The organism is Pedobacter cryoconitis (genome assembly GCF_003259615.1).
GTDB lineage: Bacteria > Bacteroidota > Bacteroidia > Sphingobacteriales > Sphingobacteriaceae > Pedobacter > Pedobacter cryoconitis.
In genome coordinates this window covers 128,505-151,051 of sequence record NZ_QLLR01000009.1, presented here as the reverse complement: position 1 = coordinate 151,051, position 22,547 = coordinate 128,505, and the positions used below count along the sequence as shown (strand labels likewise).

The following is a 22,547-nucleotide window of genomic DNA, read 5'->3' as shown; positions in this document are numbered from 1 at the left end:
AACACTATTGTCCGGTAAAACTTAGAACTATCGATTTAATATTTATAGATAGCTATTAGTCAATTATTTATGTTTGTTTTTTTGGGGTTTTCAAAAACAAGGCGTCAAAAAAATCCATCTGTTCGCTTTCAGCTTGATCGATAATCCAGTCTTTTTCAGGATTTTCTAGAAACTTAATCAATTGAATGTAATTGAAGAGATGGATTTTACAAAAACTAACCAGGTTTGAAAATGCCCAGCTTCTTTTGAGCTTCTTTTTTATTACGGCTATCAGTAAGTTAACTATCAAAACACAATATATCTGTATTTTGATGGCGTTTTCGTTGTCACCTAAAAAATATCTTAAGGGAAAGTTTTGCTTGAGCTGCTTGAATAACAACTCAATCTGCCATCTGATTTTGTATAGAGCCGCTATTAAATCTGCTCTTAAATCAAATAGATTGGTAATAAACTCAAATTCTCTTTTGTGCTCCCGGTCATAAAATTTCACTTTCCTTAATTTTAGTTTTGAAACTATCTTTCCTTCTTTGACTTCTATTTCGATAATTTCATCCAACAGCACACCACTATGAATCGTTTCTGGAATCTCCCTGGTTTCTATCATATCATAAAGGGCATTATCTTTTATTCTGGTTACAAATCCTGTTTTATGGTCTGTAAAATATTTAAAGGCACTATAATCATTGTAACCTTTATCGAATACATAAATCGTGTTATCATCGCAGTTTAACTTCTTTAAAAAGTTATGATCATGTGTTGTTGCCGGGCTAAACCACACCATACTAGGCACCTTTTCATCTGCATTGATAACGGTATGAACCTTAATTCCTCCTTTGCTCTTCCCATCTTTGGATTTCCGGCCCACACAACTTAAAATGTCCTTAAACAGGCTTATGGTAGTGCTGTCAATAATTTTAACTTGCTTTTTTAAGACATCCTGAATCCGGCTGTCCGATAAAAATGAACCGTATTGAGCTAACAGCTTATGGTAGATCTCCTCAAAAAATTCAACTTTCCTTTTCTTATTCGCATCGGATAATGTGCTCCTTTTGGGAATATGGCTTAATTGAAAACCAGCTGTTTTTCCAGATAGGCCAAGCATTGCACCTGATACTTCACGAAGAGAAGTGCACTTGGCAAAAGAACAAAACAGCATACTAATCAAGTGGTCTTTTGTCTTAAAACGCTTTACATATCGATCAGAATCACTCTTTTTTACCGCAACTTTTATAAGTTGATCATCGATCAAGGAAATCAGCTGTCCGAAAACAGATTTACTAGAAAAATAGTTACTTTTACTCATCGTATTTTTAGTTTTGCAAAGCGAAATTACGATTTTATTAGGCAGCCATTAAGTTGGCTGCTTTTTTACCGGACGGTAATGATAAATAAACTAGATGAAATAATTGTTGAATTTAAAGATGAGGATAAAAGCTTATTTAAAACTAGGGGGTGGATCGTTGGTGCTTATGATATTTGCTCATTTCTGCTTTTTGCAGGAATAGCATTAGCGACCGTTTAAGTAAAATAGAATAACACTACAGATTATAGACTGTTGTTATATCACTTTTCCGGTAGAAATCACACAAACCATCCCCAAATGGCAGGAACCGGGGTGTACTTTCCGTATATGCTAAAAGCGAGAACAGCGGAAAGGCTTTAAACGTCGGGGTTTCGCAGGCCACTACTGAGCGTGGGGTTTCTCCAATCTAAAGCGCAAGATTATGTTTAATTCACCTTAAATAGTTAACAATCGGTGTTCACATTGAAATATTATTAAATTATAATGTAAAGTTGCGTGTGTTTTTCAAATCTAAAAACGTGTTTTAAGTCTAGCATATAAATAACCAAAACGAAATCGTTTTCACGTTCTTCTATTTCTAATAATTTCCCTAAGTTCACTAGCTGTGATCCAATCTGGATTTTAGTAATTGATACTTTTTGTATATGTGGAAGGTTCGTAGATGATGACATAAGTAGATAATCAGTATCCACAGGGTGGAGAGGTTGAGTGAAATGGTTTGAAGTTAATAATAGCAGTTCGTTGAGTCTATTAAAGCAAAATGGCGGAGGTAGCATGGTTGATTTGTACCCCCGCTCATTTACGCTCTCAATTCAAACTTACTAAAAATCAATTTAATAGCGTTAAAATTTGCATGGGAATTTTACAACCATGGCAATTGTTAAAATCCCACCTATGTATTCGCAAAAAAAACCTTAGCTAATTTAATAGCTAAGGTTTTTCTATGGGTAAAATTCCCGTCTTATTTTGGTGTGTTATGGTAAGTTATTTGTCTTTGTTCTTCAACTCTTTTCTTAGTTCATCTCTAATCGTTTGAAGTTGCTTTTCATAAATCTTTGATATTTCTTCAATTGAATTGAAAATAAAAGTTCCGTATGATGAATTACCAGCAGAAGCATTTATATTACAGTTATCATAAAAATTAGCGGTTAAATATAAAGCTAAATCCTCATCTAAATTTTTAAGCCCTTCTTCAGTTACATCTAATGCAGAACAAACTTTAGTAAGCAGCTCATCTTCGAGCGTTTCATTTTGTTCCAATCTAGATACAGCGGATTTACTTATGCCTCCAAGCTTTTTTCCTAGTTCTTCTTGACTCATCCCCCTAAGGTTCCTAACTTTGGCAATTTTGGGGCCAATAGGTTTTGACGGTTTATGTTTTACCTCTTCCATTATTTATTATGATTTAGTAGCCAAATTAACAAAAGATCAATCTTCATTCCTAATCTTTTTGATTAATTCAATTTTTTCCCGTTCGCTTTCCAATAACCGTTCATAAAGTTCTGAAAGTTTTTCTATAGGATTAAACTGGTTATTAAATTGACCATTTAATGCCGACCCATTTTCAAAGGTACTATCTGTGACATTGTTATTCTGCACGTTATTAATATGATAGATTACCCTCTCTTCGTCAAAATTCTTTATAATATCCAAACTTACACCCAAAGCATCAGCAATCTGCTTTAATCTTTCGTCACTGATGTTTTCTTCATTTTCCAGTTTAGAAATTGCCTGTTGACTAAGTCCTAAATCAATAGCCAAAGCCTCTTGCTTTATCCCTTTAAATTCTCTGATCTTAGCTATATTCCTGCCAATGTGTTTTACCTTAGGTATATAGAAATCTTCCATTGTATAAGCGTTTTTATATTTAATTAAAATATAAATTTAGTAAAAATCCCAAAATAAGTGGTATAAGTATCAGCTAAAAAATCTTTAAACCGTTTATAATCTGCTTACTTCGTACCTGTCAACTAACCAACTTATTGTATATAAAGATGCCAGGTTAAGGCCGATTGCTCCCTGTCTCTTTTATAAATTCATACATGACACTATAAACAGGATTAAGAAATTCTTACTTAAAGATACCATTATGAAAACTGACCAGCAATATTATTTCAGCAAATTTCAGGAAGGGAACGAAAAAGGTCTTGAATTTTTTTACAAGCGTCTATATCCCTCATTATATTATAAGGGTGTAAAATACATTAAAGATGATGTTAATGCCGACTGTATTGTTAATGAGGCTTTCCTTAGACTTTGGCTAATCAGAAAAAGCATCATTGACCCCGAACATATCGAAACATTTGTCAAAAAACTAACTAACGATGCTTGCAAAGCCTATTATAAAACTTCAAACAATAGGTTTCAGCGTAATATGCTCCGGCTGGATGAAATAGAGAACTATCAGGAGTTTATGGTCGGTTACAATCCTGAATTAGAAGACAATCCAGATGTTTTCTTTCAGCAGGATTTAGAAGAAGAAATGAAAAAGCAATGGGATCAGGTAGAAGCTGTAATTCCTAACCTAACAGATGGCCAGCAATTATTTATCCAGTTGTGCTTAAAGTACTCGTTCAATTATGACCGTATAGCGTGGCATATCGGTGGCATATCAGATTATCAGGTGGCCAGAAAAGTAGAAAAAACGCTGGAATGCCTTAAAGCAATCCTGACGAATACCCAAAAATTGAGCACAGTAGGAAAAACCAATAGGTTTAAGTTTGAGGGGGATTTATGCGAAGAACAATCGGCTATTCTACACATGCGTTATGAACTCCAATACAGTTTTGAAGAAATTGCAACAGCATTAAATTTAAATCAGGGCTATATTCAAAAGGCATTCGCAAACGCCTGTACCAAAATTAAAAAAGTAAAAATCTAAGGCTATGGAAAATAATACGATGATTATCACCCGCAAAATTCAGTTACTGATTGATTCTGATGATAAAGAAGTGATCAAACAGGCAAAAGATCAGCTTTATAATTGGCAATGGATTTGCTTCCGTTCCGCTAATATGATTATGAGCCACCATTTTGTACAGGAACAGGTTAAGGACTTCTTTTATTTAACGGAAGAAATTAAGCTTAAAATTGCTGACGAAAAAAAAGAAGAAAATGGAATTTTAAAATCGTCTCGTCAGAACACCACCTATCGGGTACTTTCTAATCATTTTAAAGGGCAAATCCCTACCAATATCCTAAGCAACTTAAACAATACCCTTATTTCCTATTTTAACAAAGAAAAAGCTGCTTACTGGAAAGGTGAAAAGTCATTAAGAAATTACAAGAAAAATATCCCTCTGCCTTTTGGTTCAGAAGTAATTTCAAAATTAGGCCGTACACCTGACAACAAGAATTTTTGTTTCAAGCTATTCCAGATTCCATTCAGAACCTATTTAGGAAAAGATAAATCAGATAAAAAAATTATGTTGGACAGGATTCTGAACGGTACGTTAAAACTTTGTGCCAGTCATATCCAGCTAGATCGGGGTAAAGTATTTTTACTGGCAGCCATTCAGATTGAAAAAGAACAACATCAATTAAATACCTCTGTTATTGCTGAAGCTTCACTATCTATCGAACATCCGGTTACTGTTAAAATTGGAAGTGATGAACATACCATTGGAAACAAAGAAGAGTTCCTGCATCGTAGATTAGCCATACAGGCGGCTATTCACAGGGTGAAAAAAGCAGTTGCCTTTAACCGTGGCGGTCATGGCACTAAACGGAAAAAGAAATGTCTGGATGATTATCAACATCAGGAAAAAAGATATGTTGAATATAAGTTACATGTGTACAGTCGGAAGCTAATTGATCTTTGCGTGAAACATGAGGCTGCCACCTTAATCTTGGTTAATCAGGAACAAAAAGAAGAAATAGCGAAGCAAGACCCGTTCCTGCTACAAAATTGGAGTTATTACAGCCTGAAAGATAAAATAAACTACAAGGCCGAAAAGGCGGGCATTCAGGTCATTGTTGAATAGCTGAGGATAATTGAGGCTGCTTGTACAGCCGTAGAGTGAGGCAGGATTTGTACTCACTAAATATTTCATAAGGGACATATAATTGCTTAAGCCCAATAAAACTTTGAATAAAGTTGTGGCTTAGCCGAATTTGAAAGGTATATACAACAAGTTTCCTATGTAAAAAGTGGTTGTGCTTTACGACAATTTGAAAGGTATGTACAATTAAGAAACAAATGTCACCAGATGACTCTCAATTATGGTTTATCCTAATTTGAAAAGCTCTTTAAAAAATTATAGAGGCTGCTTGTATAGCCGTAGGGTGAGGTAATATTGCACGCTCACTAAATTCAATGAAAGTGAAGCCTAGAGTTTATACAATGGTGCGGTGCTTGCTTTTGTATTACAACATGTGGGCGCTATCGTGTCTAATGTAGCTTGTGATGTAATTGTTAAACTATTATAGAGGCTGCTTGTACAGCCGTAGAGTGAGACAGGATTTTTACTCACTAAATATTTCATAAGGGACATATAATTGCTTAAGCCCAATAAAACTTTGAATAAAATTGTGGTTTATCTCAATTTGAAAGGTATGATACAACGTTCTGGTAGTGTTGCCCTGCTTTGTCTTGTTGTGGTTTATCGCAATTTGAAAGTATGTACAATAGTGGAGACCATGCCTTGAAGTAGGCATGGGGTTGTGGTTTACTGCAATTTGAAAAGTTATTTAAGAAATTATAGAGGCTGTTTGTACAGCCGTAGGGTGAGAATATAAATACCTCACTAAATCTAATTAGATACTACAGAAACTACGGGCTCTATAGAGAAAGAAACAGATTGAATTATTTCGTGCTTTGAAAAATAAAAGAGGTTGCTTGTACAACCATAGGGTGAGACAAACTAAGTACTCACTAAATTGTTCAGCAGTATTTACAATGTATGGGGATTGCTATAAAATATACAAAGCAGGGACGTGACGACTTTGTTGTGGTACCGATTTTTAAATAAAAAATATGAGGTTGCTTGTACAGCCGTAGAGTGAGGCGAAAGATGCACTCACTGAATTTAATTAGTGATACAACCGATGGGATCTCTTGTATTATTGGGAGAATATTACAGTGGTGGGCTTCGCTTAAGAAACATACAACGCCGGGGCATGCTTATTGTATTTTAACTAAAGTAAAAAGATAGGCTGTGTTTATCTTAAAAATATGAGGCTGCTTGTACAGCTGCAAAGTGAGATCATGGATATACTCACTAAATCTAAACAGGTGGTACAACCGTTATGGGCTCTATTGGTATGCGTGTAATACGGATTTAAAGTTTTAAAGGGGGATTGCTCAAATTATTTGAGGCTGTTTGTACAGCCGTAGGGTGAGAAAGAAAGTTTACTCACTAAATATTCATATAGATGAGAATACAATCATTAAGAATAATACAACAGATGATCTTCTCTTTGTATATAAACAATGGTGTGCTAGCCTTCCACGAACTTTAGAGGCGACTTTGTTAAGGCTCTTATGGCCTAATATCATATTTGAGGTTGCTTGTACAGCCGAAGGGTGAGATTATAATATACTCACTAAAATAGTTTGAAAAATATACAATATTTGGGGTCTGCTGCCAGTGGCCTTTAATTGAAATGGTTAATTCTAAACTAAAATACAATGGCTGGCGCACGCTTATGATAGAGTCAAAATATAATATTCAGTATAAATGCAGTTTACATTTATACTGTTGAAAACGATAGTTGAGGCTGCTTGTACAGCCATGGAGTGAGATTATAATGTACTCACTAAATAGTTTATAGATTATACAACATGTGGGGTTTGCTGTTGCTAACTCTGCATTGAAACGATGTAATCTAAATATTATACAATGGTCGGTCGCTTGCTTATGTTTATATGATTTACTGTCCTGTTAGTAATAATGGGAGCCATATGGGTATAACGGCACTAGCGTTAAAATGTGAGATTGGTACAAATTCTAAGAATAAGCAGCATAACTGTAAAACCTCGTTATTTGAGTGACAAAGGGTTTGAAGTTATCGCCCCCTTTGTTTTGCCCGTTCATTGCCACAGCAAATCAGGTGATTTGCAAATTTCATTTCATATGGTCATTCAGTAGCAGATAAGCAAAGATCATAAAAACCAAAGCCAGTAAAAATAAGATTATTCTGGTCAATACAGCCCTAACATATTCCACACTCCTAAGCTGCTCGGGAAAAAACAAAAAGCGATATTCCGTTTTGAGCGGCTTTGGCCATTTTTCCATATTCTGGTTCATAGTGGCTAAACCATTCTTTAGTGTAGCATTGACTTCGGACAAATCCGGTGCAGGTGCTTGAATGACCACGTTGCTAAATTTGCTTTCAAAACTGGTTAGTAAGGCTTGGGTTTGCTCTTCCTTTGCCAAAAGTTCTTTTTTCATAGCAGAAAGTTCTTTTTCCAGCAGTTCCGTCTTTTTGATCAGGCTTTCTACCACTTCATCTATAACTGTTTTTTCAGGTGTTTGTTGATTGCTCATATTAAGTTTCTTTCTTTAAGTGTTGAGTTTAAAAATCATTAGTTTTCTTACCTTGTATTGGTGCGGGCTTGTCCCTTACGTTGCCTGTTACGGCCATAAATAGCCTCATCATCAACGTCATCCGATATGTCAATTCCGGGATTTAGTGTGTCCAAATATTTGGTCTGCGGCTCGTGCTGCAAGTATTGCGTTTGTGGTTCCTGCTTTAAATAATGTGGTTCCTGCTCGGACTGTTGTATAACTTCCCTAATCTGGTCGGCTAGGCTCGTAGGTTGTACCTTTCTTTCTTTTTGCTGCTGCTCTTGCTGCTCCTGCACACTGTCAGTTATCGTTTTGCTTGTTTTTCCATAGCTCAAACTACGGTCAATCTCCGATCCCTTGAACTGGTATTCACCTTTACCAAAACTGATTCCTTGCACTTGCTGTGTTCCGCTTTTATACTTATACAGCATACTTATACCCTGCTTAGCCAGTTGCTTTTGCAGCTCGTCCATGCTTTTAACTGTCGGTAGTATTGCTTTGATCTGATCGTGAAGCTGATACTTTACCTTATCTGCTCCTTTAAGCCGCTGACGGTTTACCCGATCTTTACCCTTTGCCATATGGAAACCGTACTTTAAGGTAAGCGCCTTGCTCACTTTTACATTGTTCCACCATTGGTTAGCATCACTTATCGTTTTGCCCTCATTGTCTACCCGGTTGTAAACCAAATGCAAATGAGGATGATTAGTGTCGTGATGCCTGACCATTAGCACCTGTGTATCGGTAATCTTCATCTTTTTCAGGTATTCCTTAGCAATGTTCACCATTAGTTCATCGGTAAGTTTTGGTGCATCCTCTGGACTCCAGTTTAGTGCAATGTGACCAACCGCTTGTCCCAAGCCCGGCCGCATTTTCCGCTGCATGTCAAAGTCGGCAATGGTGTGTGCTACCTCACCAGTGCGCAGGCCGTCCGCATCTAGTACAACTGCACCTTCTTTCAACATGCAGTATTCTACACAGCCTTTAAAGCTCTTACCGGATTTAGGTATCTTTCCCATCATCGCTGTTCAGATATTTAAGGGTCTGATCGATCTCTGTTAACAGGTTGTCGCATTTGATGACAATACTCATAATTCCACTGGTATGCGCCAACTTGGTCAGCTGGTTCAGGTTGTTAGCCATACCTGCCAGCAGGTGCAGGACACGCCTGTCCTCTTCGCTTATTCTCCCTACAACCTTAGCTTTCAGGGCAGCTGCCCTAATCCAGTCGCTGATCCGCATGCCCGCCTCGCGGGCTTTGGATTCAATCATGAAACGCTCGGTAGCGGTCAGCCGGACACGGATGCCGTTGGCTCGTTTGATCCTTTTTTGCGGTGCGCCGCCTCTATGTTTTGGGCGCTTATCTGTCTTTTTTACCGGGTCTTTAAAACCCGTGTTTAATGATGTATTGGCCATAGTTTCTGACGTATTAAAATGACTTACCCGCTCTTGCTTCTGCGCCCTGCACCTTCATGCGACCATCGGGAGCTTGAAGCAAGTTTCCCCCTTGCCGCAGGCTTGGGGGAGTTTTTGTGTAACAAAAACATAAACTTGCTTCCTACAAACCGCATAAGTTTGGCGTGCTGAAAGCCTCGCCTTACTTCCTGCGGTTTCCATTACCCGGATAGCTCCTGAAAGGAGCATCCGGGTAAATGCTACGCCGGGTTTCCCGGCTCCTTTTTCTGGTCTGGTGGTTCGCTCCACGGGAGCGGCCAGTAGACCAGACTACCCGTCGGTTTGTAGGAGGGCTCATATCGGAGATAGCCGAAGTTGTCGAGTTCCCGCATACACTTATGGTAGGTGGCAAAGGATGCGATTTTCGACAGGCGCATGAGTTCCTTTCGGGTGATAGGTATGGGATGTTGAAATGCCTTGTTGTGCCAACATTGACAAATGGAGGCGAATAGGCTGATGTGTGAAGTGATGATCCGCCCGTCTTTGATCGCTTTGATAAAAAAGTCTTTCATCGGTGTTTCTCCTATCATAGCCATTTAGGATTTAGAACCTTTAGCCAACATTTTTTCAACTTCCTCCGCTCTATAAAAGGTTGTTCCCCCGATCTTAGTATATGGCAGGGTACCATTGAGACGGAGATTTTGGAGTGTACCTAATGAGACATTCAGTAATTTTCGGACATCGGAATTTTTAAGCCATCTTTTAGGCTCTGATCTTTCAGCAGGGAGCAACTGTTTGAGTTCTTTGAACAGATCAGTTTTGAACTTTTCAAGGTCTTCTTTTGTGATGATTTCTACGGACATACTTTCCTTTCTTCTTTAATACTGGGCAATATTGCTGTGTCAAAGGTGGGGGGGATGTACACCCGTTGAATGACCAAAGGTTTGCTTTGGTCATGTTCAACAAGTAAATAAGTTAAGGCTTATACGGTAAAGTTTTAAATAATTAATTTACTGAATGTGCTGTTTTAAGATTTTATAAAGTCCTCAATTATAGTTGGATGTATTTATTTTTGCCAAAAAAGGTTCTTTAAACATAATTCAATAGTGATTTTGTCTTTTAATTATTTACTCAAAAAATAAACCAATTATCATTATCTTCAATTTATCTATTTATTGAATTACAAAACAAAATTTTATGTCATCATTTAAATCAATTTTAACACTCAGCAACGTTCACGAGCCTGCAAGTCCCGGAAATACGAACTCATATAATCTAATGCACAGTGAATATAGTTTAAGTCAGGGAATACAACATGACGGCAAGGCGTTAGGGCTAGTTTCAGGAGGAACTATCATTCTCCATTTAGATCATTTTACTGATAGCTTTTTAACAAAATGGGCATTTAACCATCGTGAACGAAAGAATGGTATTCTTTCATATTTGGACATTACGGGTATATCTTTTAATAAAATAGCGTTCAAAAATGGTTGCTGTGTTGCCTCTTATTTGAGTTATTCAAGATTTAGTACTAATAATATCACTACTACGCTGGTAATTCAGGCGGATGAAGTTGAACTTAATGGTATTGTACACAAAAATGAATGGAAATAAACACCAAATATTATGAATGTAAAAGCAGTATTATCGGTAGGAATGGAAGAATATGAACTTATGGAGCTTGAATTTGGAGTGGAACAAGCGGTGGATCATAAATTACAGCCTCAACATGAAGTATATGGAGGGGTTTTTCAAATGGAATTATCCCAACAAGTCAGTGCCATTATGTATAAATGGATGGTTAACAACTGGGAACAGAAAGATGGCCAAATAGATTTTAGGGATGAAGGTGGCCAAAATATGAATACGATATATTTTAAAAATGCTTATTGTATTAATTATCGTCAGCAGGTTAGTGCAACAGGAACACAAAGTTTAACGACCTGGATAACAATTACCGCTGGTAAAATATTGTTCAATAATATTGAGTTAGATAACAATTGGGTGAAAAATTAGCATATGGGTAAGCAAAAAGTAAAGCAAGAAAACATAGCCCCTTATAAAATATACTCTTTGGCAGAATTTAGACGAATGGCACTTATGGGTATATGGCCGGGTGCTAATGTTGAGGGGCTTGGTTTTGTCGAAAAAGCAAGGCCGGTACCATCGTATATTGCAGTAACATTAGCAAACGATCCTACTTGGATGAAGTATCAGAAGAAGGTAGCTTCTAAACATGAGCCGCCTGATAAATTTGGTTTGTATTTAAGTGTGGGGGGGTACGTTATAAGTAAAGGTGAGGCTTTAATGTTCAACAAAGCTACTTGGTTTTCTATAATTAATATGAGATCATACGGTCACGCATTCCATGGAAATCAATACACTTTTTTGAGAAGTGACGCTAAGTCTATTGGGATGAGGTTCAAATGGCTTGGTAGGAGTATCGGTATATGGAATTACTTTCAAATTAAAAAACAAGGGGAGGAAGGATTATTATCTAAAAGAGGTGTTCTAATTGAACAAACATCGAATGCTTTCGCTACTTTCGGAGGTACACCCGGAGCCGGTTGGGGCATTGGATGGGAAATAGGAAGGCAAATTTCTGGTAATGATTGGTATAGAGAAAATGTCCGCCCGCACCTTCAGGATTTTTTGGGAGTTGAAAGAGACGAATTCCCAATAAATAAATAAAACAAGACCCGTTTTTAAAGAAAAAGAACTTTTATGGTGTTAAATGTCATTTATTACTATTATTACTTAATATACACTAAAATTATACCCGATAACGAACCTCATGCAACGGTTATATTTACTTTAAGTGTATCAGAGATGATGATCTTGAACTTATTGTTAGAGATTTATTTAATTAAAAGCCATTGTATATCATTACCTATATGGATTTCAGTTGCTTTGTTAGTTCTTATTTTACTCTTCAATATTTTTTACTATAGAATATCCAAAAAGGGGGAGGCTATTGTTAAAAATCAGCCTAAACTTCTTAAAAGCAATGCTTTATCTATTGTAGTTACTGGTTTGATTTTTATAATTGCTATCGCCTGTATGATTTTTGGTTCTAATTATACTCATGATTTATTAAATGAATGCAAATTTGGAGTGAATTAATTTAAATAGGGGTAATTAAAAGCACAAATTGTTAAAGGCTAATGGGCTTAAAGAACAGATTTCTGTGAGGTAGAGTTTAGTGGATTTATATTGATGGTAAATAGTTTATCAGACTCGGCAACCTCTGAACCTTTGATTAAAGTAGTCTCTTTATTAGCGGGGAAATAATTACGGATAGTTTCTAATGAAATATCTTTTTCGCCATTTTGAAAATATTTGGCAATCATTTTATACCACGCACTTTGAGATTGTGATTTGGTAAGTTTACGGCCGTCAGGAAGCGTTAATTTCTGTATCTGTTGTATCAAGTCCACTAATACAGGTAACTTGCCTTCAATAAGCCTAATTTTAGTATCAGCATTATATATAGCAGCTGTTTTAAGCTTTTCTTTTAACAATTCGATTTCTTGTTTGTAAGAGGCAATTTCAATTTCTTTATTGGCTAGGAGAACTTCTAAACTTTTATTTAAATTCCAGATATTTATTTCATCGAGGGCGCTTTGAAATGATTTTAGTACAGACAAGTTAAACAATGTCCTTTCTGCGTCTTTGTACACATCCTGTCTCTTGTAATAATTAATACGGTCTTGCACCACTTCTAGTACATACGTTAAAAACTGTTTTTCTTCTCCGGGATGTTTTAATAAAAAAAATTGCTGGTGAAAAATAAAAAAAGGGATATGTTCATTTTCTTGAATTTCAAAAAGCTTATTGAAGAAAAAATTGCTTTCGATTTTTTTATTGAATACCATAAAGTTTCCGAGTTCATACGGATGGGGATTAAAATCAAAGCGTTTTCTAAATTTAAAATAAGAATAGTTTGCCATATTTTACAGAATAGAAAGATTAATTCTGAATATAAGCAATCTTATTCTATTATTGATTAAGATTGCCTATTATATGTGAAATTAGGATGCCTTTTTAGCTGTCCCGGTTGTATTTGAGGTTTGAACAACCTTTAGCATTTGTTCTGTTGTAGGAATTTCTGTAAGCCTTATCTTGAGTAATTCCATATCCTGTGACAACTTTAAGTCTAAGATTTTAGCGTAGTGCTGTGTGGTTTTAATATCAGTATGACCAAGCATCTTACTGACCGATTCAATAGGAACACCGTTTGCTAAGGTAATGGTAGTTGCAAAAGTATGTCGGGCAATATGAAACGTAAGCTCTTTAAAAATTTCACATAGCGTGGCAATCTCTTTAAGATAGCTGTTCATCTTCTGGTTACTAGAAACAGGCAAAACACTTTTACCTTCCCAGCAAGAGGGGTGATCTGAATATTTATCAATAAGGTCTAAAGCAATTGGTAATAGCGGAACTTTGACAACGGTATCCGTTTTCTTTCTATAGGTACTGATCCATTGCATCCCCTTATCATCGGTAATGATTTCACTTTTTTTAAGTTTCCTTACATCCGCGTAAGACAGACCTGTATAACAACTGAATAGGAAAATATCCCTTACATGATTGAGACGTGAAAATTTAAAGTCATAGTCGGCCATTCGTTGGATTTCGTCCATATTAAGAAATTCCCTTACTACTGGCTTCAATTTCGCCTTGTACAAAAGGAAGGGATTCTTTTCAAGCCAACCATTTGCAAGGCTGATTAAGATGATTTTTTTGAAATTCTTTAAGTATTTGACTGTCGTGTTGTTTCCGCAATCTCGTACACTACGCAGGAAATAATCATAAGAGGTTACAAACTCATGATTCACCTGAGTCAAAAGCACGTCTTTAACATTGTATTTCCATAACATGAAAGCCTGGGTATGCTGATAGCTGACCTCATATCTGTCGTAAGTTCCTTGCGCAAAACCTTTACCGATTAAACTTTTAACTTCCAGATTATGGGCTTTGAATACCTCTAGTATTGTTTTTTCGATCACCTTGGGTACAATCTCTACATCATACATGTATTTTTTTAGGTTCTCTGAAGTGATCGGCAAATCTTTATCTACCATTTCCATGTGGGACTTGTAAACTTTGATCTCTAAGGATTTCAAGGCAGAATTGATATTGCGTATTTCTTCGCAGGTACCATTTACTTTCTGCGCCTTGTTATTCCATTTGCTGGCATCAATAAAGCGTTTAGAGGAAATATCAGTACGGATACCGTCAATAGTAATCCGAAGATAGATAGGGGTAAGACCATTTGAATTGATCTTTGATTTTTTGAGGTAGAATAATAGTCCTAATGTCTTGTTCATCGCAATAGATTTAAGTGAATAAATTTAGTTCGTTGCGTTATCTCAATCAAGATGTATGGATATTGAACACCCTAATAATCAATAACTTACAAGGATTCTGGTGCCCTGTTGATGAGCGATAGAATAGGGCACCTCATAGGACACCAGATATTGCGAAATTTTGTGTGATTTTGATATGGTTTAAAAACAAAAATGGCCTTAAACATAAGTTTAAAGCCATTTTGTGTATTTTGATTAAATACTTGCGGAGAGTGGGGGATTCGAACCCGCGGACCCTTTGACAAGTCAACAGTTTTCAAGACTGCCGCAATCGACCACTCTGCCAACTCTCCGCGACAAAAGTACAAATAATGTTCATTTCTGCAAACAATGGGCTTGGTTAATTGTTTAACAACCTCATTATGAATTATAAAAAATGTAATCAGCACTTTAAAAACCTGCTTTTTGATAATTAAATGTTCCCGGCTACATGCAATATCTCTTTTGCTTATTTGTTTGAATTTTGCAATTAACGGTTTGATTGGCGCAATCTCCTAAAGCTGGATCATGCTATATTTGCAGAGAAAATTGCTTAAATTCATATGATGGATAAGACACAAACATTAGAACACTTTTATCAGCAAAAGTTTAATAGTGTTCCCCAGACCTTACAGAATGGTGTAGGGCATTTTAATGTTTTCCGTATTGAAGATTGTAACCAGCCAAATTCTACTCCTGTAACTTACAGCCGCAGGGATTTCTATAAAGTGAGCCTTGTACGTGGTGAGTTTTTGTATCATTATGCGGATAAAAGTATAGTCATCAAAGGCACCACCTTAATATTTTTCAATCCTAATGTTCCTTATACGGTCCAGGCGCTTTCTGAAGATGCTACAGGCTACTTTTGTATCTTCACGGAGTCTTTCTTTACGGAGAAAATCCGCGGAAGCCTGAATGAGCTGCCGATGTTCAGTATAGGAGGTAAGCCTGCCTACTTTTTAGATGATACACAGGAAAAGTTTGTCGCCGGGATTTATGACAAAATGCTGGAGGAAATTAATTCTGATTATGTATTTAAATATGATTTACTACGTAATTACGTCACTGAGTTAACGCATTATGCACTAAAATCACAGCCGTCTGAGAATCTATATCAGCACCCCAATGCGCAGTCGAGAATCACTGCTGTATTTACCGAGTTATTAGAGCGCCAGTTTCCTATTGAAACACCTTCTCAAAGGTTTGCTCTTCGTTCGGCAAAAGATTTCGCAGAGAAACTTGCTGTACATGTCAATCACTTAAACAGGTCTATCAAAACAACTACTGGTAAAACAACCACAGATCTTATTTCTGAGCGTGTATTAACAGAAGCGAAGTCTTTATTGAAACATACGGACTGGAATATTTCGGAAATTGGCTATTGCCTTGGTTTTGAAGAGGCAGCGCATTTCAATAATTTCTTTAAGAAGCAAACAGCTTATACACCTGGTTACTTCAGAAATGTTTGATTTTAACAGTTTCTAAAAACGGGATAAGAGATAAAAAGCCTGAATATTTTGATATGTTCAGGCTTTTTATTTGATAAGAATACGGGTTTAATCCATAGCAGGTATCCCCATGTGTACCCATTCTTCTTTAGCAGGGCCGTATACACCAGGTACTGGCAAACCTACCATACGCATCACTACTGTCATTTGTGCGCGGTGATGTGTCTGATGTGCCACAAATACAGACAATACCTGTCCTTTAGTCCAGACCTGTCCATACATATCTACTTTATCGCCTAAAGTAGAGTCTGTCCATTTTGACTTCACTCTTTTTAACAGGAGCATATTGTATTCCTGGTAGACCTTAATAATTTCTTCAAAGCTTTCTGGTATTGGCAGTGCATCCAGCAGATTTTCTGTCATCAAGCCAGCATGTAACCCCATTTCAGGGATAGTCTGGGTAATGTGCCAGGCTAATCTATCTAATGCTCTTACATTTTCGTGGATTTTGATGGATTTGGTTTCATTCGTAATGTTGCTGAATATCTGAAGCGTACTATGCTCTTCGTTCTTCCAGTCATTTTCGAAATCTTCAATACTACGGTACATAGGGATAAGGATTTAATTAGTGTTTTTCAAATTGTTTAATGGGTAGTAATGCCCAGTAAATATGGTGTGAGTTTAGGTGGTAACAATATAGGAATATTTGCATTTATCGTCTACAAAACAGGAATATTTAAAAATATTACAAATTATTTTGCCAATTTATTTGTATCAAGTCTAAATAATGTGAATCTTTGTATTATAATTATAAATGTGAATGCAAAACGTAGCCGTAGCACCTTCAGTTGAATTATTAGAAGTATTCCAAACCAGGAATGGATCTGTTTCTCAGTCGGATTCTCAAAAATGCTGGTACGTAAATTTCGCAGGCCATAACAATCGTTTCGACTATCGTTCGATCATGAAACTTAGAAAAGCTATCTATGGCATCGATATAGAGGCTTTATTGCTAAGTTCTGATAAAGCACCAGATCTGGAGATCGTTTTTATCTGTGCTTGTGATCATTGTTATGTATTAACTTTATTGGAAATCATCGCCTTCAAAGAATTAATAGAAGGTACGTTTGTAATGCTTGAACTTAATCGCATCCTGCACGACAGGGTATATAGTCTAACAGCTTAATCTTCTTTAGACTTAGAATCTTTCCATATTTCTTTTAAATGCTTTAAAATTGATTTATAGCACTACTTTTGTCATACGATATAGGTAATAATTAATTTATAATCATATGAAAGACATCATCCGCGTTAAGTGTTTGCTTTCTACTGAAGTAGAAAAACTCTTAAATCAACAAATAAAAAAAGAAGCTCAATCTTCATCAGCATATTTAGCAATGGCATCTTGGTGTAATCAACATGGCTACGATTTCTCCTCTGACTACTTCTTCAAACAGTCGGACGAAGAAAGACAACACCAGCTTAAAATCTATAAATATGTTTTAGATATGGGTGGTACTGCAATTTCTCCTGATGTTTCAAATATCAAACTTGAATACAACTCTTTCAGAGAAGTTTTCGAGGAAGCTTTGGATCAGGAAATCAGCGTAACTCAATCTTTGAAAAATATCGCAGCTAATTGCCATAAAGAACAAGATTATATTACTGTTGAATTCTTAAACTGGTTCTTCAAAGAACAACGTGAAGAAGAATACAAAGCAAGACGTGCCCTTGAATTGTTCGACGTTATCGGCGAAGAAGGAACTGGAAGATGGCAGATTGACAAACATGTTGGTGGCATTGTTTATGACAGCGAAGCATAGTCTGAATTAAAGATAAATTATATAAAAACCGGTTATCCGCACGATAACCGGTTTTTATATGTCCTGAAACCATTCGGAGTTACAGGCCTTTAAATTATTAATCAGGAGCCAGTTATAATTTGGCCCTGATTATAGATCCGGTCAAACTGGCTATTATCTTTAAATTTTCTGTGTGCCTTTTTGATATACTTTTCCTATACTCACCGTATTCAGATAGATCTTTTCTCCAATTGCCAGTTTTCAGGTATACAGTAATTTTTTGACCTCCGCTGTAACATCCTGAACCAATATATCAATAATTTATTGCTTGGGTACTTCTCTCCTAAAAAAATGTCAGGGTATGTATTCAGAAAAACAGAGTACCCTATTTTGATTTTGAATCTAATATTTCTGCAAGTTTCTTTTGAAGGTCTTCTTCTCTTAAACCTTTAGCAATAATTTTTCCTGTAGGGTCGATCAGAAAATTTGCAGGTATGGATCTGATGCCATATAGTTTTGCCACTGCATTGTCCCAGAATTTCAGGTCTGAAACATGGGTCCAGGTCAATTTATCATCTTCGATTGCTTTTAACCAAGCCTCTTTTTTACCGGGCTGATCCAGGGAAACTCCTAATACAGTAAATCCTTTATCTTTGTACTTATTATAGGCAACAACTACATTTGGGTTCTCTCTTCTGCAAGGTCCACACCATGATGCCCAGAAATCAACTAAAACGTACTTTCCTTTAAAGTCTGATAGTTTTACGGGTTTATCATTCACATCGTTCTGCGTAAAATCCAGTGCTTGCTGACCGATTTTAGTCTTTTTTGCAGCTTCAAAGAAACCTGCTATACTTTTTCCTGTACTGGTTTCACGAACTTTTGGGGAGAGCTTATTATAAAGCTGTTCTGCATCTGATTGTACTTTATCATCTGATGCTAACTGAGATAAAACAACGAGACTGATATAAGATGATGGATTTTTGCTGGCGAAATCCAGGTAAACAGGAGTCAGGCCCTCTGAGGCTTTATCGTAACGACCAGAGAAACTTTCTATAAATGCTTTATCATTTTTCTGCTCTGGGGTAAACTTTGAATATTCTTCGTTAAGTGCGTTCAACTCATCCTGGATAGTTTTGGAACTTGCTTTAAGTTTGCTGTTATCCGCATTAACTAAGGAGCCGCTTACTGCTGCATGTTTCAAAGAGTCTGCAGAAGTTATTTTAATATTTGCAGGTTCTATATAGAATGATAAGGCATCACTTCTGGTTCCTTTCGTTCCTGATTTTTTATACAGGGCACTTCTGGCGGGATCTTTAATTTTGCCGGTGAAAGTAAAAATACCTTTTTCAGCTATTGCAGAATCCAGTATGCTTTTTCCGTCTGCATTGTAAGACAAAAAAATTTTATCTCCTGGCAGTAACCCTTTTACGTCTCCTTTGAGGCTGAATGGCTGCTGAGCAAGTAAGGTGAACGGGAGCAAGGCTCCGATGAGTAGCGTAGAAGTTTTTTTCATGTTTGGTTGGTTTAATAAGGTTGGTTCACAAAGATAAATAAAAAACTACTAATTTAGTATACTTTATTCATTAAATATGATTTTTCATTTGTTGCAAGATTTTAACGAGAGTTCTGGACATAAAAAAGCCCTTGTGTTGAACGATTTTATCAACAGAAGGGCTTATAAAAAGAATTTAAGGATATTAACGAGTTAGCTGAAGCTGCTCATCCTTAGTTCTGCTTCATCCAGATTTTCATCGTGATCTATACAGAATATTTTAAAATCCGGTGTCTTATGGATTTTCTGGTATTCTTCAGTTTTGGTAAATTCAACTAAGGTTTTAGAAAAATGCAATAGCAAATTTTGTGTGTGTTCATTGGCAGCTCCTTCGTCATCTTCAGTTTCCTCATGATCATCATCTTCATCATCACCGAATAATTCTTCCTCAGAAAGTACATAAGTGGTGGCAAAAGATTGATACTCCCAATCGCCGGTATTATATCTCAGTTCATTAATTTGTTCTACAGTTTGATAAGAAGCTTTATACTTTCCACTTTGAGATTCTGCAAGGAGAGTTGAAAAGGCACTTTCTGTATTGAAACACAAATTTACTTCGGCATCTTCTGCGTTACAATCAAATGCAAATGCGTAAAAAACTTCATCGGGATGCGCTGCTAAGAACTTGCTTACCTCAGTTTTTGTAAAAGCCAGTAACTCATTTTGTATTTTATTAAAATCTATTTCCTGCATAGCTATGTCTGATTAATATTAATTGATATTTCTTTATTTTTATCCCCAGGTAATTAATAACGACAGCAAGTTACGATAATTATCATTAAAGGTGATTATATCAGAATGTTATCAAAATAAATTCATTAATAGTCAGTGCGTTATGTTACTTATTTGGTCTTTTAAAAACCAATAGTATAGCATCTGTCGTAAATGTGGTTAAATATCAAAACTAAGATGAAAAAAACATTTATATCAGCATTTGCTTTAGTAGCTATCGCATTTGCTTCACAAACACAAGTTCAGGCACAATCAAAAATGAATATGTCGGGCGATACCAAAATGGTAGGTGGTGCAGCAATGTATCCTACAAAAGATATTATTGATAATGCTGTAAATTCTAAAGACCATACTACATTGGTTGCTGCTGTTAAAGCTGCAGGTTTAGTCGAAACTTTAAAAGGAGCTGGCCCGTTTACAGTATTTGCACCAACTAATGAAGCATTTGATAAATTGCCAAAAGGTACTGTCGCTACTTTGGTTAAACCTGAAAACAAAGCTACCTTGACCAAAATCCTTACTTACCATGTTGTTGCTGGAAAAATGGATAGTAAAGCTATTGCAGCCGCCATCAAAAAAGGAAAAGGTAAAGCTGAGCTGACTACTGTTGAAGGTGGAAAACTTTGGGCATGGATGGAAGGCAAAAAATTAGTGCTGAAAGATGAAAAAGGTGGAATGAGCACAGTAACAATTGCTGATGTTTACCAGAAAAATGGTGTTATCCATGTAGTAAATAGTGTATTGATGCCAAAATAGATTAAGCTATATTTATATCAGAAAAGCCTCCGAAAAAATTAAGAGGCTTTTCTGATTATTCCTTGTAAGGTTTTCTCTATTTAACAGACTAAATGATAAAAAGAAGATTATGAAAACTATATTAAGTTCTGCAATTCTATTATTGTTCTTTTATACTGGCTACAGTCAAGGTAAAACCACAAAAAACCCTTATTACTCCAGAACGGATACTAACGTATTAAAAGTAAGTAACGCGGTATGGAAAAAAATACTTCCTGCTGAGCTTTACGCAGTCGCAAGAACAGGGGCAACCCAGCAAGCCTTTACGGGAAGTCTTTGGAATTCTGAACGCAGAGGAATGTATTACTGTGCTGTTTGTGGAAATCCACTATTTAAGTCTGATGCAAAGTTTGCAAGTACCTGCGGATGGCCGAGCTTTTTCGAACCGCTAAAAACTAAAAGCACTATATACAGAGCAGATAATTCTTTAGGTATGGAAAGAACAGAAGTACTTTGTGCACGCTGTGGTTCTCACCTCGGACATATCTTTGATGACGGGCCAGCACCAACACATAAACGCTTCTGTATGAATTCCGTATCCCTTGATTTTGTACCTGACGGTTTAGGTAAATAACTCCATCTTTTCAGAAGAAACCGGCCGTGAAAAGTGCATGCTGGTTATGCTATATTTATGATTTAAATATAACCGGTGTGCATCATTTCTGGTAGGGCCGCTATCCAGTTCTACTTTATTCATTCCCGTTGCTTTCGCTTCTTGATGAATGTATTCGAGTAAAGAAGCGGCGTAACCTTTACCGCGGTATTGCGGTAACGTAAAAAGATCATCAATATAGATTGTTTTTCCTGTAAAAAGCTTGTGGATATAACGATACCCAGCAAATCCTGCAATTTCTCCATGATCGGTTATATAGATTAAATGAAATCCGTCTTGAATCATTTCTGATAATTCCTGCTGATAAGTATCTTCAGCCAGATTGGTACGAAATGTACTAAGTACGTTCCAGAACCGGGACAGGTCATCTGTTGGTTTTAATATTGATATTTCCATGTTTAAATCGTTTAGGACAGTGTTTCTTTCACCAGGTAATTATCCAGGCTCCATTTATAAACCGGAATACTGGCAAGTAATAGACTAGCTGCACTATCTGCGAATACAGAATAATTAAAAGGTGCTCTTATACCTAAAAAGACAGCCATACAGAGTCCGAAAGTCAGCGTAAGTAAAAAACTGCCTTGTGCTGCTAATCTTGTTTTATAGCCTGTAATTAATAAGACTGCAAAAATCGCCTCTGCAAGCGTTGCAATCAGCCCCATAAATCCAGCCGCAGACTTACCTAAAAATGGTAATAATGTATTCGTGTAACTGATAAAGTTTTCCCAGTTGCCCCAGGCCACGTTTTTTGTCCCTGCCGGGCCGAGCATTCCCAGGCGATCTAAAACAGGAAGGATAAATCCAATGCCTAATGCCAGGCGTAGAAATAACTGAGGGATTGAAAATTCATTTTTCATTTTCTATTCATTTGATAGTTCAAAATTAACCTGTAATCTCTGGGTATTCAGGTACCAGATCTGACTGATTGAGTAGTCCAGTACATAAAATGATTACGCTAATGGTTCAGAATTTATGAAATGGCGATATATGCTGTACCTGTTCTTTTTGTTCATTTTAAATTTAATTAATTTCTTATTTATAAAACAC

General features: G+C 36.4%; 26 protein-coding genes and 1 tRNA gene. 11 read left to right on the top strand and 16 right to left on the bottom strand.

Going from position 1 to position 22,547, the window contains the following annotated elements:
- Window positions 1-67: 67 nt before the first annotated feature.
- Window positions 68-1,303 carry an IS4 family transposase gene (locus LY11_RS11775; RefSeq protein ID WP_111633891.1) on the bottom strand — a complete coding sequence of 412 codons (1,236 nt, stop codon included), beginning with the start codon at window positions 1,301-1,303 and terminating at the stop codon, window positions 68-70.
- A gap of 78 nt (window positions 1,304-1,381) precedes the next feature.
- On the opposite strand from LY11_RS11775, the gene LY11_RS26690 reads away from it, so the two are divergent.
- Window positions 1,382-1,522 (top strand): hypothetical protein, encoded by a 141-nt coding sequence (locus tag LY11_RS26690; protein WP_170132672.1) that lies wholly within the window; start codon window positions 1,382-1,384, stop codon window positions 1,520-1,522.
- Window positions 1,523-2,287: 765 nt separating this feature from the next.
- Here the strand turns inward: LY11_RS26690 and LY11_RS11765 are convergent.
- Together LY11_RS11765 and LY11_RS11760 are read right to left on the bottom strand one after the other, a co-directional pair.
- Entirely contained in the window at window positions 2,288-2,695 is a 408-nt protein-coding gene (locus tag LY11_RS11765; RefSeq protein ID WP_111633889.1) for a helix-turn-helix domain-containing protein, read from the bottom strand.
- A gap of 36 nt (window positions 2,696-2,731) precedes the next feature.
- Entirely contained in the window at window positions 2,732-3,151 is a 420-nt protein-coding gene (locus tag LY11_RS11760; RefSeq protein WP_111633888.1) for a helix-turn-helix domain-containing protein, read from the bottom strand.
- Window positions 3,152-3,392: 241 nt separating this feature from the next.
- On the opposite strand from LY11_RS11760, the gene LY11_RS11755 reads away from it, so the two are divergent.
- Complete coding sequence (locus LY11_RS11755; protein ID WP_111633887.1) at window positions 3,393-4,184, top strand: sigma-70 family RNA polymerase sigma factor; 792 nt, start codon at window positions 3,393-3,395, stop codon at window positions 4,182-4,184.
- 4 nt (window positions 4,185-4,188) lie between these two features.
- Window positions 4,189-5,286 carry a hypothetical protein gene (locus tag LY11_RS11750; RefSeq protein WP_111633886.1) on the top strand — a complete coding sequence of 366 codons (1,098 nt, stop codon included), beginning with the start codon at window positions 4,189-4,191 and terminating at the stop codon, window positions 5,284-5,286.
- Between the two features lie 2,082 nt (window positions 5,287-7,368).
- On the opposite strand, the gene LY11_RS11745 is transcribed toward LY11_RS11750, so the two are convergent.
- From LY11_RS11745 to LY11_RS11725, 5 genes are all read right to left on the bottom strand, one after another.
- Complete coding sequence (locus tag LY11_RS11745; RefSeq protein WP_111633885.1) at window positions 7,369-7,791, bottom strand: hypothetical protein; 423 nt, start codon at window positions 7,789-7,791, stop codon at window positions 7,369-7,371.
- Window positions 7,792-7,838: 47 nt separating this feature from the next.
- On the bottom strand, window positions 7,839-8,834 hold the full coding sequence (locus LY11_RS11740; RefSeq protein WP_111633884.1) for a relaxase/mobilization nuclease domain-containing protein: 996 nt from the start codon (window positions 8,832-8,834) through the stop codon (window positions 7,839-7,841).
- Window positions 8,815-9,228: a plasmid mobilization protein gene (locus tag LY11_RS11735; protein ID WP_111633883.1), complete on the bottom strand. Its 414-nt coding sequence runs from the start codon at window positions 9,226-9,228 to the stop codon at window positions 8,815-8,817. The genes LY11_RS11740 and LY11_RS11735 overlap by 20 nt, the downstream gene beginning before the upstream one ends.
- A 239-nt stretch (window positions 9,229-9,467) precedes the next feature.
- Window positions 9,468-9,797 (bottom strand): hypothetical protein, encoded by a 330-nt coding sequence (locus LY11_RS11730; protein ID WP_111633901.1) that lies wholly within the window; start codon window positions 9,795-9,797, stop codon window positions 9,468-9,470.
- 6 nt (window positions 9,798-9,803) lie between these two features.
- Complete coding sequence (locus tag LY11_RS11725; protein WP_111633882.1) at window positions 9,804-10,070, bottom strand: helix-turn-helix domain-containing protein; 267 nt, start codon at window positions 10,068-10,070, stop codon at window positions 9,804-9,806.
- Between the two features lie 334 nt (window positions 10,071-10,404).
- Here LY11_RS11725 and tssD (LY11_RS11720) point away from each other — a divergent pair, with 334 nt between their 5' ends.
- From tssD (LY11_RS11720) to LY11_RS11710, 3 genes are read left to right on the top strand one after another with little or no spacing between them, the layout of a single operon-like run.
- The gene (gene tssD, locus LY11_RS11720; RefSeq protein WP_111633881.1) at window positions 10,405-10,821 is read left to right on the top strand and encodes a type VI secretion system tube protein TssD; all 417 of its coding nucleotides are present in this window, start codon (window positions 10,405-10,407) and stop codon (window positions 10,819-10,821) included.
- Window positions 10,822-10,833: 12 nt separating this feature from the next.
- The gene (gene tssD / locus LY11_RS11715) at window positions 10,834-11,223 is read left to right on the top strand and encodes a type VI secretion system tube protein TssD (protein WP_111633880.1); all 390 of its coding nucleotides are present in this window, start codon (window positions 10,834-10,836) and stop codon (window positions 11,221-11,223) included.
- Between the two features lie 3 nt (window positions 11,224-11,226).
- Window positions 11,227-11,898, top strand: coding sequence for a hypothetical protein (locus tag LY11_RS11710; RefSeq protein ID WP_111633879.1), 672 nt, complete (start codon window positions 11,227-11,229; stop codon window positions 11,896-11,898).
- Between the two features lie 479 nt (window positions 11,899-12,377).
- Here LY11_RS11710 and LY11_RS11700 read toward each other — a convergent pair whose 3' ends face one another.
- From LY11_RS11700 to LY11_RS11690, 3 genes are all read right to left on the bottom strand, one after another.
- Window positions 12,378-13,157: a hypothetical protein gene (locus tag LY11_RS11700; RefSeq protein ID WP_111633877.1), complete on the bottom strand. Its 780-nt coding sequence runs from the start codon at window positions 13,155-13,157 to the stop codon at window positions 12,378-12,380.
- 81 nt (window positions 13,158-13,238) lie between these two features.
- Complete coding sequence (locus LY11_RS11695) at window positions 13,239-14,537, bottom strand: site-specific integrase (RefSeq protein WP_111633876.1); 1,299 nt, start codon at window positions 14,535-14,537, stop codon at window positions 13,239-13,241.
- A 245-nt stretch (window positions 14,538-14,782) separates the two neighbouring features.
- A tRNA-Ser gene (locus LY11_RS11690) sits at window positions 14,783-14,869 on the bottom strand.
- A 249-nt stretch (window positions 14,870-15,118) separates the two neighbouring features.
- On the opposite strand from LY11_RS11690, the gene LY11_RS11685 reads away from it, so the two are divergent.
- Complete coding sequence (locus tag LY11_RS11685; protein WP_317047992.1) at window positions 15,119-16,024, top strand: helix-turn-helix domain-containing protein; 906 nt, start codon at window positions 15,119-15,121, stop codon at window positions 16,022-16,024.
- A gap of 87 nt (window positions 16,025-16,111) precedes the next feature.
- On the opposite strand, the gene LY11_RS11680 is transcribed toward LY11_RS11685, so the two are convergent.
- The gene (locus LY11_RS11680) at window positions 16,112-16,612 is read right to left on the bottom strand and encodes a DinB family protein (protein WP_111633875.1); all 501 of its coding nucleotides are present in this window, start codon (window positions 16,610-16,612) and stop codon (window positions 16,112-16,114) included.
- Window positions 16,613-16,823: 211 nt separating this feature from the next.
- Between LY11_RS11680 and LY11_RS11675 the strand changes: the two genes are divergently transcribed.
- Window positions 16,824-17,189 (top strand): hypothetical protein, encoded by a 366-nt coding sequence (locus LY11_RS11675; protein WP_111633874.1) that lies wholly within the window; start codon window positions 16,824-16,826, stop codon window positions 17,187-17,189.
- Between the two features lie 106 nt (window positions 17,190-17,295).
- Entirely contained in the window at window positions 17,296-17,826 is a 531-nt protein-coding gene (locus LY11_RS11670) for a ferritin (RefSeq protein ID WP_111633873.1), read from the top strand.
- A 364-nt stretch (window positions 17,827-18,190) separates the two neighbouring features.
- Here the strand turns inward: LY11_RS11670 and LY11_RS11665 are convergent, their stop codons facing one another.
- Together LY11_RS11665 and LY11_RS11660 are read right to left on the bottom strand one after the other, a co-directional pair.
- Window positions 18,191-19,321, bottom strand: coding sequence for a TlpA disulfide reductase family protein (locus tag LY11_RS11665; RefSeq protein WP_111633872.1), 1,131 nt, complete (start codon window positions 19,319-19,321; stop codon window positions 18,191-18,193).
- A gap of 192 nt (window positions 19,322-19,513) precedes the next feature.
- The gene (locus tag LY11_RS11660) at window positions 19,514-20,053 is read right to left on the bottom strand and encodes a DUF4303 domain-containing protein (protein WP_111633871.1); all 540 of its coding nucleotides are present in this window, start codon (window positions 20,051-20,053) and stop codon (window positions 19,514-19,516) included.
- Window positions 20,054-20,269: 216 nt separating this feature from the next.
- On the opposite strand from LY11_RS11660, the gene LY11_RS11655 reads away from it, so the two are divergent.
- Complete coding sequence (locus LY11_RS11655; protein WP_111633899.1) at window positions 20,270-20,848, top strand: fasciclin domain-containing protein; 579 nt, start codon at window positions 20,270-20,272, stop codon at window positions 20,846-20,848.
- Window positions 20,849-20,957: 109 nt separating this feature from the next.
- The gene (gene msrB, locus LY11_RS11650) at window positions 20,958-21,461 is read left to right on the top strand and encodes a peptide-methionine (R)-S-oxide reductase MsrB (protein ID WP_111633870.1); all 504 of its coding nucleotides are present in this window, start codon (window positions 20,958-20,960) and stop codon (window positions 21,459-21,461) included.
- On the opposite strand, the gene LY11_RS11645 is transcribed toward msrB, so the two are convergent.
- Together LY11_RS11645 and LY11_RS11640 are read right to left on the bottom strand one after the other, a co-directional pair.
- Window positions 21,450-21,896 carry a GNAT family N-acetyltransferase gene (locus LY11_RS11645; protein ID WP_111633869.1) on the bottom strand — a complete coding sequence of 149 codons (447 nt, stop codon included), beginning with the start codon at window positions 21,894-21,896 and terminating at the stop codon, window positions 21,450-21,452. The two genes, msrB and LY11_RS11645, sit on opposite strands and share 12 nt — an antisense overlap.
- Before the next feature lie 11 nt (window positions 21,897-21,907).
- A complete protein-coding gene (locus tag LY11_RS11640; protein WP_111633868.1) occupies window positions 21,908-22,357 on the bottom strand; it encodes a DoxX family membrane protein in 450 nt (149 codons plus the stop codon).
- Between the last annotated feature and the right edge of the window lie 190 nt (window positions 22,358-22,547).

What these genes read in the sequence shown, in the direction of transcription:
- LY11_RS11735 (WP_111633883.1), bottom strand. Translation starts at nt 9,228, where the DNA reads ATGGCCAATACATCATTAAACACGGGTTTTAAAGACCCGGTAAAAAAG.
- LY11_RS11680 (WP_111633875.1), bottom strand. Translation starts at nt 16,612, where the DNA reads ATGTACCGTAGTATTGAAGATTTCGAAAATGACTGGAAGAACGAAGAG.
- LY11_RS11765 (WP_111633889.1), bottom strand. Translation starts at nt 2,695, where the DNA reads ATGGAAGAGGTAAAACATAAACCGTCAAAACCTATTGGCCCCAAAATT.
- LY11_RS11670 (WP_111633873.1), top strand. Translation starts at nt 17,296, where the DNA reads ATGAAAGACATCATCCGCGTTAAGTGTTTGCTTTCTACTGAAGTAGAA.
- LY11_RS11740 (WP_111633884.1), bottom strand. Translation starts at nt 8,834, where the DNA reads ATGATGGGAAAGATACCTAAATCCGGTAAGAGCTTTAAAGGCTGTGTA.
- LY11_RS11700 (WP_111633877.1), bottom strand. Translation starts at nt 13,157, where the DNA reads ATGGCAAACTATTCTTATTTTAAATTTAGAAAACGCTTTGATTTTAAT.
- LY11_RS11665 (WP_111633872.1), bottom strand. Translation starts at nt 19,321, where the DNA reads ATGAAAAAAACTTCTACGCTACTCATCGGAGCCTTGCTCCCGTTCACC.
- LY11_RS11730 (WP_111633901.1), bottom strand. Translation starts at nt 9,797, where the DNA reads ATGATAGGAGAAACACCGATGAAAGACTTTTTTATCAAAGCGATCAAA.
- LY11_RS11760 (WP_111633888.1), bottom strand. Translation starts at nt 3,151, where the DNA reads ATGGAAGATTTCTATATACCTAAGGTAAAACACATTGGCAGGAATATA.
- LY11_RS11695 (WP_111633876.1), bottom strand. Translation starts at nt 14,537, where the DNA reads ATGAACAAGACATTAGGACTATTATTCTACCTCAAAAAATCAAAGATC.
- tssD (WP_111633881.1), top strand. Translation starts at nt 10,405, where the DNA reads ATGTCATCATTTAAATCAATTTTAACACTCAGCAACGTTCACGAGCCT.
- LY11_RS11640 (WP_111633868.1), bottom strand. Translation starts at nt 22,357, where the DNA reads ATGAAAAATGAATTTTCAATCCCTCAGTTATTTCTACGCCTGGCATTA.
- LY11_RS11645 (WP_111633869.1), bottom strand. Translation starts at nt 21,896, where the DNA reads ATGGAAATATCAATATTAAAACCAACAGATGACCTGTCCCGGTTCTGG.
- tssD (WP_111633880.1), top strand. Translation starts at nt 10,834, where the DNA reads ATGAATGTAAAAGCAGTATTATCGGTAGGAATGGAAGAATATGAACTT.
- LY11_RS11775 (WP_111633891.1), bottom strand. Translation starts at nt 1,303, where the DNA reads ATGAGTAAAAGTAACTATTTTTCTAGTAAATCTGTTTTCGGACAGCTG.
- LY11_RS11675 (WP_111633874.1), top strand. Translation starts at nt 16,824, where the DNA reads ATGCAAAACGTAGCCGTAGCACCTTCAGTTGAATTATTAGAAGTATTC.
- LY11_RS11660 (WP_111633871.1), bottom strand. Translation starts at nt 20,053, where the DNA reads ATGCAGGAAATAGATTTTAATAAAATACAAAATGAGTTACTGGCTTTT.
- LY11_RS11655 (WP_111633899.1), top strand. Translation starts at nt 20,270, where the DNA reads ATGAAAAAAACATTTATATCAGCATTTGCTTTAGTAGCTATCGCATTT.
- LY11_RS11745 (WP_111633885.1), bottom strand. Translation starts at nt 7,791, where the DNA reads ATGAGCAATCAACAAACACCTGAAAAAACAGTTATAGATGAAGTGGTA.
- LY11_RS11725 (WP_111633882.1), bottom strand. Translation starts at nt 10,070, where the DNA reads ATGTCCGTAGAAATCATCACAAAAGAAGACCTTGAAAAGTTCAAAACT.
- msrB (WP_111633870.1), top strand. Translation starts at nt 20,958, where the DNA reads ATGAAAACTATATTAAGTTCTGCAATTCTATTATTGTTCTTTTATACT.
- LY11_RS11755 (WP_111633887.1), top strand. Translation starts at nt 3,393, where the DNA reads ATGAAAACTGACCAGCAATATTATTTCAGCAAATTTCAGGAAGGGAAC.
- LY11_RS26690 (WP_170132672.1), top strand. Translation starts at nt 1,382, where the DNA reads ATGATAAATAAACTAGATGAAATAATTGTTGAATTTAAAGATGAGGAT.
- LY11_RS11750 (WP_111633886.1), top strand. Translation starts at nt 4,189, where the DNA reads ATGGAAAATAATACGATGATTATCACCCGCAAAATTCAGTTACTGATT.
- LY11_RS11710 (WP_111633879.1), top strand. Translation starts at nt 11,227, where the DNA reads ATGGGTAAGCAAAAAGTAAAGCAAGAAAACATAGCCCCTTATAAAATA.
- LY11_RS11685 (WP_317047992.1), top strand. Translation starts at nt 15,119, where the DNA reads ATGATGGATAAGACACAAACATTAGAACACTTTTATCAGCAAAAGTTT.